The organism is Chitinophaga sp. (assembly GCF_036569185.1).
Classification (GTDB): Bacteria; Bacteroidota; Bacteroidia; order Chitinophagales; family Chitinophagaceae; genus Chitinophaga.
This window is the reverse complement of sequence record NZ_DATCRD010000340.1, coordinates 1-9018: the sequence shown is the minus strand read 5'-3', so window position 1 is coordinate 9018 and position 9018 is coordinate 1. Positions and strand designations below refer to the sequence as shown.

At 47.7% G+C, this 9018-nt stretch carries 10 protein-coding genes; 6 read left to right on the top strand and 4 right to left on the bottom strand.

Translation table 11 applies throughout. The features are described 5' to 3' along the window. Positions 1-153: 153 nt before the first annotated feature. Entirely contained in the window at positions 154-990 is an 837-nt protein-coding gene (locus VIM72_RS25935; RefSeq protein ID WP_332005728.1) for a CvfB family protein, read from the bottom strand. 144 nt (positions 991-1134) lie between these two features. Here VIM72_RS25935 and VIM72_RS25930 point away from each other — a divergent pair, with 144 nt between their 5' ends. Continuing rightward, positions 1135-1971 (top strand): sulfite exporter TauE/SafE family protein, encoded by an 837-nt coding sequence (locus VIM72_RS25930; protein WP_332005727.1) that lies wholly within the window; start codon positions 1135-1137, stop codon positions 1969-1971. 2 nt (positions 1972-1973) lie between these two features. Then, positions 1974-2369: a DUF1634 domain-containing protein gene (locus tag VIM72_RS25925; protein WP_332005726.1), complete on the top strand. Its 396-nt coding sequence runs from the start codon at positions 1974-1976 to the stop codon at positions 2367-2369. 256 nt (positions 2370-2625) lie between these two features. Here VIM72_RS25925 and VIM72_RS25920 read toward each other — a convergent pair whose 3' ends face one another. Together VIM72_RS25920 and VIM72_RS25915 are read right to left on the bottom strand one after the other, a co-directional pair. Further along, the gene (locus VIM72_RS25920) at positions 2626-3993 is read right to left on the bottom strand and encodes an alpha-L-fucosidase (protein WP_332005725.1); all 1368 of its coding nucleotides are present in this window, start codon (positions 3991-3993) and stop codon (positions 2626-2628) included. 205 nt (positions 3994-4198) lie between these two features. Continuing rightward, a complete protein-coding gene (locus VIM72_RS25915; protein WP_332005724.1) occupies positions 4199-5713 on the bottom strand; it encodes a malate:quinone oxidoreductase in 1515 nt (504 codons plus the stop codon). 212 nt (positions 5714-5925) lie between these two features. Between VIM72_RS25915 and VIM72_RS25910 the strand changes: the two genes are divergently transcribed. Both VIM72_RS25910 and VIM72_RS25905 read left to right on the top strand, forming a co-directional pair. Next, positions 5926-6753 (top strand): metallophosphoesterase family protein, encoded by an 828-nt coding sequence (locus VIM72_RS25910; RefSeq protein WP_332005723.1) that lies wholly within the window; start codon positions 5926-5928, stop codon positions 6751-6753. Positions 6754-6792: 39 nt separating this feature from the next. Beyond that, positions 6793-7431 carry an SMI1/KNR4 family protein gene (locus VIM72_RS25905; RefSeq protein WP_332005722.1) on the top strand — a complete coding sequence of 213 codons (639 nt, stop codon included), beginning with the start codon at positions 6793-6795 and terminating at the stop codon, positions 7429-7431. Positions 7432-7477: 46 nt separating this feature from the next. Here VIM72_RS25905 and VIM72_RS25900 read toward each other — a convergent pair whose 3' ends face one another. Continuing rightward, on the bottom strand, positions 7478-7873 hold the full coding sequence (locus VIM72_RS25900; RefSeq protein ID WP_332005721.1) for an SRPBCC domain-containing protein: 396 nt from the start codon (positions 7871-7873) through the stop codon (positions 7478-7480). 58 nt (positions 7874-7931) lie between these two features. Between VIM72_RS25900 and VIM72_RS25895 the strand changes: the two genes are divergently transcribed. After that, on the top strand, positions 7932-8300 hold the full coding sequence (locus VIM72_RS25895; protein ID WP_332005720.1) for a hypothetical protein: 369 nt from the start codon (positions 7932-7934) through the stop codon (positions 8298-8300). A gap of 137 nt (positions 8301-8437) precedes the next feature. Then, the coding region (locus tag VIM72_RS25890; protein WP_332005719.1) for an ABC transporter permease at positions 8438-9018 on the top strand (581 nt) is incomplete at its 3' end.

The following is a 9018-nucleotide window of genomic DNA, read 5'->3' as shown; positions in this document are numbered from 1 at the left end:
ATATTATACTGCAGCACAAAGGTACTATTGCAGTGGATAGCGAATTGGGAGAGGGAACCAGTTTCCTGATGAGTTTCCCGATTGCAGGAGCGAATGAAAGCCAGTAATGTTTCAGCCGGCAAATACCGTAAAGGATCTGCCGGCTGCAGCTTTTTATATATCTTCTTCTTCCGATTTAATGCCTGTTTGTGTAAACACGATCTTCCGTTGTTTGTACAGATTGCCAATGGTCATTTTGAATGTTTTTTTGCTCATGCCAAAAAACTCCTGGATTTCTTCCGGAGAGGATTTATCATGATAAGGGAGATATCCATTGTTTTCCTGCAGCAGGCGGAGAATTTTCCCCGATTCGTCTTCCACCTTGTTAAACCCGGGTTTCCCGGCAATCACATCTATTTTATTGTCTTTGATCTGGCGGATAAAGCCGGTTAACTTTTCACCTATTTCTACAGGCCGGAACAGATCGCTGTGATGCAGTATACCTGTATGCAGGTTGTTAATGATCACTACATAACCGATATCGGTACGGCGGTATACCACCATGTTCACCTGGTCTTTTTCCTGTACGGTGAGATTTTCATTGCTGAGGTAACGGTCAATTTTTTCTGTAGCAGCAATACGGCCGGTAAGCTCATCGATGTATATTTTTACCAGGTATTCCTGTCCGGGCGCCATGCGGGTAAGCTGTTGCGAAGATGCCACGAACAGGTCTTTCATCAGCCCCCAATCCAGGAAAGCGCCCTGTTTGGTAACGCTCACTGCTTTCAGCATTACAATATCCCCTGCAATCCCGTAGGGGCGCTGGGTCGTGGCAATCAGCCGGTTCTCAGAATCGTGGTAAAGAAATACTTCCAGTTCATCCCCTATACGGGTACCATGAGGCACAAACCTTGCCGGCAGCAGGATTTCCTGGTCTACGCCTTCGAGGTATACCCCAAAATCAGCTTCTTTTTTCACCCTTAACAGGTTGTATTCACCCACCTTTATCATAAAAAACAATTAATTGTCAGGCTGCAAGTTACTTATAGATTGCCGGATTACGGGAATCATATTCTGCTTACTTTTGTAAACATCAGATACCAGGCAATACTTGTAATTACCGGGTATCCGGTCTAAAACCAACCAAACCATCTTATGACGATTTTATCATTCACCCTGATCCTCCTCTGCGGAGCCTTTATGGCCGGGCTGCTGGGATCGCTGACCGGTCTGGGAGGCGGCGTTGTGATCATTCCCCTGCTAACCCTGGTGTTCCATGCCGATATCCGGTATGCCATTGGTACTGCTTTGGTGGCTTCCATCGCCACTTCTTCCGGCTCCGCTTCCGCCTACGTGAAAGAAGGTATTACCAACATCCGGCTGGGTATGTTCCTGGAAATTGCCACCACCACCGGGGCTGTGGTAGGCGCACTGATAGCAGTATACATGCCCACCAATATAGTGGCCATCATTTTTGGCCTGGTCCTTATTTTTTCTTCCCTGATGTCGTTCCGTAAAAAAGTGGCATTTGCTACAGGTGAAGGCGCCAGTAAAGCTGCAGAGCAACTGCGGCTCAATGGCAGCTATCCTTCTGCCGATGGGGTAATTGATTACAAGGTACATCATGTGCCCGGCGGCTATTTTATGATGACCTTCGCCGGCGTAATGTCCGGGTTGCTGGGCATCGGTTCCGGAGCGCTGAAAGTGCTGGCCATGGATAACATTATGCGTATTCCCTTTAAAGTGTCTACCACTACCAGCAATTTTATGATCGGCGTTACAGCTGCTGCCAGCGCGGTGGTATACCTGCAGCGGGGATATATTTCCCCGGGGTTGTGTATGCCGGTTGTATTGGGCGTACTGGCCGGCGCTTTTGCAGGCTCCCGTTTGCTGACACGTGCCAATGTAAAATGGTTACGTATAGTCTTTAGCGTAGTAATCGGTTGCCTGGCGCTGCAGATGATCTACAATGGTATCACCGGAAAACTATAGCCATGAAACAGGTATTATCAAAATATTTCCAGGACAGGGATGTTCAGCAGCTTATTGGCAAGCAACTTCGTATAGGCGTTATAGTTTCCAGTATCATCGTATTCATTGGCGGAGTGATCTATCTTGTTCGCCACGGGCATGAACAGCCTTCCTATGCTGATTTCACAGGTGTAAGGGAAGGGCTCACCAGCCTGCCTGGTATCTGGCAGGGCGTAATGGAAAACAAAGGCATGAACATTATCCAGCTGGGGATTGTGTTGCTGATTGCCACTCCCATTATTCGTATAGCCTTTTCCGTGATCGCTTTTTTAGTGGAGAAAGATTTCCTGTACGTAGGAATCACCCTCCTGGTACTGGGCATCATCCTCTTTAGTATGCTGGGCGGTATAGCGGGATAAGAGCGGATTTTGTCTGACTCAGGATTATGATGATTATAGTGATTACCTGGATTTTGACTTTTGGGATTTTTAGGGATTTTGGGAGATAAAAGCGAAGAGTTTTTTTTCTTAAAAAATTGGGGAGATATCAGCGGATAAATATTCGCTCATATCTCCCAGAATCCTTCAAAAATCCCAAAAGTCAAAATCCAGGTAATCACTATAATCATCATAATCCTGAGTCAGACAATTTCCGCATCGCCGAAGGCGATCACCGCTAAAATGTAACCACTATCACCGTATCAATGCTGTCCAAAGCCGTGGCGGGAACATTGATCACCAGTTCATCGCCGTTGGCGGTGGTGCTGAGTGGTTGATTATTTGCCAGCAGCCGTGCGTTGGTTACTTTTCCTTTTATGCCGGGAACATGCAGTTTCCCATCAGGCGGCCAGTTGAAAACGTGCAGGTAAAGCGTTGTGATGTTACCTTTCACTTTTTGGGTACAACGTCCCCAGGGCAGGACAGGCAACGGGCTTCCCTGTGTGCCATAAATGGAGGCGCCGTTTACTTTCATCCACTGACCAATGCCTTTCAGTGCGTTAATACTGCCTTCCGGGAACTGACCCAGGGCATCCGGGCCTACATTGAGGAGATAGTTGCCGTTTTTAGAAGCGATGTCTGCCAGGTTTCGTATAAGCGTTTCCGTGCTTTTCCATTTGTGATCATAATCTTTATATCCCCAGGTACCGTTCATGGTCATACAGGTTTCCCAGTCGTGGCCATCCAGCTCCGACTGGTTGGGAATCTTTTGTTCCGGTGTTTTATAGTCGCCGGGAAAGTTAGGTCTTTTTAAGCGGTCGTTTGTAATGATATTGGGTTGCAGCTTCAGTGCATCCTGTAGTTTTTGGGCATATTCATCTGTCATATTGGTAGGGGTATCCCACCAGAGCACGGCTACTTCTCCATAATTGGTGAGGAGCTCTTTTACCTGTGGTACGGCTACTTTATCTATGTAGTCCGACATGGTAGCGGAGGTTTGCAAAGGATCCCAGTGGCCGCTATGTGCCTGCGTATAGGCGTCTATCCGGGCAGAGTCCGGGTTGGGCCAGCCTTCTGTGGCTACTTTGCGGGCAGCGGCGCCGCCGGGATTGTTCCAATCCTGCGCCTGTGAATAATAAAAGCCCAGTTTAATGCCGTATTTCTTACAGGCGGCGGCCAATGGCGCCAATACATCTTTACCGTATGGCGTTGCATCAACAATATTCCATTTGCTGGCGGCAGATTTGAACATAGCGAAACCATCGTGGTGCTTGGCGGTGATCACAATGTATTTCATGCCCGCATCGCGGGCTGTTTTTACCCAGGCGTCTGCATCGTATTTAACGGGGTTGAATTGTTTGGCGAATTGCTGGTACTCCAGTACCGGTATCTTAGCCCGGTTCATGATCCATTCGCCACCACGTCCTACCTGGTGGCCTTTGTAGTTACCAGCCAGTACGGCATAGTCGCCCCAGTGGATGAACATGCCGAAACGGGCTTCCCGCCACCACTGCATGCGCTGGTCGCGGGTAAGGGTGTGCTGTGCGTGCAGAAGCGCTGTGGATAAGAGCATCACCAGGAATAGCGTCATTTTTTTCATAAACATATGTGGAAGGTGTTATTGGTTCTGCAAACGATTGCATAACCGGTAGAAAAATAAGCGCTTAACGCGCCGTTCTCTTTCAATCCACATAAATATCTATAAAAAAAATGGCCCGGGATGGGCTGATTTTACCGGAAGCTGGTAGTTTTTTAGTTGGATATTTTATCCCTGGGGAAAGGGATAAAATATCCAACTAAGGAAAATATTATCAGGCTACTTCCATTTCACGGAGCTCCAGCACCTGTGTGGTCCATGCACGCAGTTCATCGCAGAGGGCAGGATTATTCAGGAGTGATTGTCCGTAGGAAGGGATCATTTTCTTCAATTTAATTTGCCATGCTTCTGTTTCCACGTCTTTATTAAAGCAGCGTTTCAGCAGGTTAAGCATAATGGAAACAGCGGTAGAAGCACCAGGGGAGGCGCCCAGCAGGGCAGCAATGGAGCCGTCGGCAGCACTAACTACTTCGGTACCAAATTCCAGGATACCGCCATGTTCAGGGTCTTTTTTGATTACCTGTACACGCTGCCCGGCAATTTCCAGTTCCCAGTCTTCCATCCTGGCTTCAGGAAAATACTCCCTCAGGGCTTCCAGCCTGTCTTCCGGCTTTTGCCTTACCTGTGCAATCAGGTATTTGGTGAGCGGAATATTATCGAGGCCGGCAGACACCATGGGTACGATGTTATTGGCTTTGATAGATAAAGGCAGGTCCATAAAAGAGCCGTTCTTCAGGAACTTGGTGGAGAACCCGGCATAAGGGCCAAACAGCAGTGCGCGCTGTCCGTCGATCATACGGGTATCAAGATGTGGCACAGACATAGGAGGCGCGCCCACAGAGGCTTTGCCATATACCTTGGCCTTATGCTGTTCAATTATTTCGGGATTATTGCAACGCAGCCATTGTCCGCTTACCGGGAAACCGCCGAAACCTTTTCCTTCCGGGATATCTGATTTCTCCAGCAAAGGCAGGGAACCGCCGCCGGCGCCAATGAATACGAATTTAGTGTTGACGGATTGTTTCTCGCGGGTACCGCGGTTCTTCACCTTGATGGTCCAGCTGCCGTCGTCTTCTTTTTTGAAGTCGCGCACATCGTGGTTAAAGTGCATGCTTACACCTTCCATTTTTTCGAGATGGGCAAACAAAGCGCGGGTCAGCGCGCCAAAGTTCACGTCTGTACCCATTCCCATATGGGTAGCCGCTACTTTCTGGGATGCGTCGCGGCCTTTCATTACCAGGGGCATCCAGTTTTTCAGCTTTTCCGGATCTTCAGAGTACTCCATCGTTTTAAACAGATGGCACTGCTGCAGGGCGTTGTAGCGTTTTCTGAGGTAATCCACGTTTTCTTCTCCCCAAACAAAACTCATATGGGGAACAGGCTGTATAAAATCCTGTGGATTGGAAATGATGTTATTTTCTACCAGGTATGCCCAGAACTGGCGTGACACTTCAAATTGCTCTGCAATGTTCACCGCTTTTTTAATGTCTACTGATCCATCCTGTTTCTGTGGCGTGTAGTTCAGCTCGCAAAATGCGGAGTGTCCTGTGCCTGCATTGTTCCATGCATCGGAACTTTCCGCAGCTGCCACGTCCAGTCGTTCAAAAATTGCAATGGTTAACCCGGGTTCCAGCTCTTTCAGGAGCATTCCAAGGGTGGCGCTCATGATCCCGGCGCCGATTAAAACCACATCCGGACCTGTTCCAGCTGTACTCTTGCTTCTAAACATAACCCCATTTTTATTCGAGGTGCAAAGTTACAATCAAAACGATTATGCAGGTAGAATAAATTGTTTGTTTTGACACACTTTAACAATATTATTACAATTCTTTCTGAACGGATTGAAAGTTTTGAATTTGTTGTATGGATATATAATTTTATCTTTTGGTTAAGCATCTGGCAATGAAATAATTGACTACCCGGAAAGTTTATTTTTATTTTATGATGAACAGACGCCTGTTTTTAAAAGGAGTATCCGCAGCAGTAGTTATTTCTGCCTGCGGCAAGATAGTAAAGGCCGTCACTCCACGGCACTTCGACAGTAAAACCGTTTTTCGCTTTGCCGTAGGGTCCGACTGGCACTACGGGGAGCCTAAAACCAATTACGACCAGTATTTCCTGGACCTGCAAACCGCCTTCCGCCAATACCACCGGCAATACCCCTGCGAGTTTTTTACGCTCAACGGAGATGTGTTTCACAATGATCCGGCCCTGTTGCTGCCGGCAGCCGCTAAACTAAAACAGCTGCATCCCAAACTGCTGGTCACCCACGGGAACCACGACATGGTACCGGCCGCTGCCTGGGAACAGGCATGGGGAATGCCCCTGAATCACGACATAGTGATGGGCAACCACGTGATCCTGCTTGGCAATACGGCGGATGAGAAAGGAAAGTATATCTGTCCGGATGTGGAATGGTTTGCCCGTAAACTGGAGGAATACAAAACGGCGCAGAATATATTCATCTTCTTACATATTACCCCCGTAAAATGGACGGATAATGGCCTGGATTGTAAGGAATTTCAGGCGCTGATCCGCAAATACCCGAATATCCGGGCCATTTTTAACGGGCATGACCATGACCAGGACAGTGTAAAGATGCTCGACAACTGCCCCATTCCCTTCCTGTTCGACGGCCATGTTGGCGGCAGCTGGGGCGTAGGCTATCATGGCTTCCGGGTGGTGGAGCTAAAAGAAGACGGCAGCCTGCTCTCCTTCATCATGAACCCGCTGAAGCGACAGAATGAACAGGTTTTTCCGAAAGTTTAGCTATTTTGCCGGGACATTCGGGATGCTAAAAGAAAATCTATGCTGGAGGAAATTGAAAAGGACTACGGGTTTACCTATCCAACGCTGTACAAACAATTATATAAGGATGGTATGCTGAACTGGGGCGAGTTTGGAGAAAACTGGCTGGATAAGGTATACCCCGCCATCAAAACCGCACCGCCTTTACTGCTATACGCCAACGATCTTGAAATAATGGCTCTCTCCACGGTAGACGAGGAAATGGATGAAGGACTGCTTTTTGCAGACCCGGTACACCGCTTTGTACCTTTTGCCATGAACGGCGCCGGCGACTGGTTTGCTTTTTACTATAACCTGCAAAACGGTGACGATGTACCCATTGTACAGGTGTTTCATGATTCCAATGAAGCCTGCATACTGGCCAAGAACCTGCAGGATTTTATTTTCCTGCAAATGCTGGAAGCGGTAACAGACCTGGATCCCGGGAATCCCTCCCTGATTGCTCATGGCAATATGAAAGAGAATTGCCGCAACTTCCTGCGTACACATGCACCTTATCTTACGCCGCGCCAGGCGGGGATCGTGGAAGCGGTGTATGACTTTGGAAGACTGACCAATGTGGCCCTGCATGAAATTGTAGAGAAAGAAATGAATTTTGAATGGCTGGACAGCAGCTTCCCTTACCAGTCAAGAGAATAACATCCTGCCCGGCATGTGGACACATGCCGGGCAGCTATCCGTTATTTTAATCTTTATAAAAATCTATCAGCGAGCCGAAATACTGTTCATTCCAGCCGGCAATAATATCTTCATAAGCTTCATCCGGTATATTCACATGTTTCAATTCCACATCTGTGCCCCTGGGAGATGGATGCAGCTTGATAGTTACTATGGAAGGGGTTTCTTCTTCCTCTTCCTCATCTTCCATAAAATACCATTGCTGCACAATCTTTTTGTCCTGTTCAAACTCCAGGTTCTTACCCACAATACTACCTTCCCATAATGAGAATTCAGCGCCCGGCTCTGTCGACATTTCCGCTACTTCGCCCGTCCATAACTGGATGGTAGCGGGATTGGTAAGTGCGGCATACACTTCTTCCGGCGGCGCCGCGAGTATAAAATGTTTTTTGTAATCTTTCATGCTTTCAAAGCTACTGAATTGACGAATTATTATTTACTTTCCTGTAAAATTTGATCTTATGCAATTAACCAAACTGATCCCGAATATCTTTTATTCGGATATGAATGTGGGCTTGCAACTATTTGTGGATACGTTGGGTTTTTCAGTGGCTTACCGGGATGATAATGCAGAACAGCCTTTTTGTATTATCAAGCGGGACACGCTGGTGATCCACCTGGTGGAAAGCCATGAATGGGCGATCAAAGACAGGCCCCAGATAAGACTCGAAACAGACGATATAGAAGCGGCATATGCATTGGTGAAGGGAAGCCACCCTGAACTGCTGCATCCCAATTTATCCGAAATTACGCTGCAACCCTGGGGCGCACTTGAATTTGCACTGAGAGACGCCGAGGATGTTTGCGTAATCCTTCAACAGCCTTCCTGATGTTCATTTCCGGCCGTTTATTGTCCATTTCCGGACAAAGAAAGTAGTGTGCATTCCCTGAAATCCTTTGTGGGTAAGGGTGTGCAACTATGGCGGTTTTCTTGTGTCTTTAGGGTGTCTATTAAATCCGCCTTGCCATGATCAGGAATTATCTGAAAATCGCCTTTAGGAACCTGTTGAAAAACAGGGGCACTTCGTTCATCAATATCTTCGGTTTATCTGCCGGTATGGCGGTAACAATGCTCATCGGGCTATGGATATGGAATGAATTGTCGTATGATAAATACCACGCCAATTACGACCGTATTGCAGCAGTGTGGCAACGGATGACGAAGGGCAATGAGGGAGGCGCTTTTAATTCATTACCCATTCCCCTGGCAGCCACTCTGCGCAGCTCCTATCCCGACGATTTCAAACAGGTGGTAATGGCCGCCGATGGCATACATACCCTTTCAGCAGGAGATAGAAAATTTACCAGGAGCGGTGTTTTTATAGAGCCCGGCGGCCCTGAAATGTATACCCTCAAAATGTTGAAAGGCACGCGCAACGGCCTGAAAGAACCGGCATCCATATTACTGTCTGCCAGCCTGGCCACCGCATTGTTTGGCGATAAAGACCCGATGGACCAGCTGGTGAAGATGGACAATAACCGTCACCTTGTATTAAAGGTAACCGGTGTATATGAAGATGTTCCCGAAAATACTTCCTTTAGTGGTAC

Excerpts from the sequence above, each read along its gene's own strand:
- VIM72_RS25935 (WP_332005728.1), bottom strand. The coding sequence starts at position 990 with ATGATAAAGGTGGGTGAATACAACCTGTTAAGGGTGAAAAAAGAAGCT.
- VIM72_RS25930 (WP_332005727.1), top strand. The coding sequence starts at position 1,135 with ATGACGATTTTATCATTCACCCTGATCCTCCTCTGCGGAGCCTTTATG.
- VIM72_RS25925 (WP_332005726.1), top strand. The coding sequence starts at position 1,974 with ATGAAACAGGTATTATCAAAATATTTCCAGGACAGGGATGTTCAGCAG.
- VIM72_RS25920 (WP_332005725.1), bottom strand. The coding sequence starts at position 3,993 with ATGTTTATGAAAAAAATGACGCTATTCCTGGTGATGCTCTTATCCACA.
- VIM72_RS25915 (WP_332005724.1), bottom strand. The coding sequence starts at position 5,713 with ATGTTTAGAAGCAAGAGTACAGCTGGAACAGGTCCGGATGTGGTTTTA.
- VIM72_RS25910 (WP_332005723.1), top strand. The coding sequence starts at position 5,926 with ATGATGAACAGACGCCTGTTTTTAAAAGGAGTATCCGCAGCAGTAGTT.
- VIM72_RS25905 (WP_332005722.1), top strand. The coding sequence starts at position 6,793 with ATGCTGGAGGAAATTGAAAAGGACTACGGGTTTACCTATCCAACGCTG.
- VIM72_RS25900 (WP_332005721.1), bottom strand. The coding sequence starts at position 7,873 with ATGAAAGATTACAAAAAACATTTTATACTCGCGGCGCCGCCGGAAGAA.
- VIM72_RS25895 (WP_332005720.1), top strand. The coding sequence starts at position 7,932 with ATGCAATTAACCAAACTGATCCCGAATATCTTTTATTCGGATATGAAT.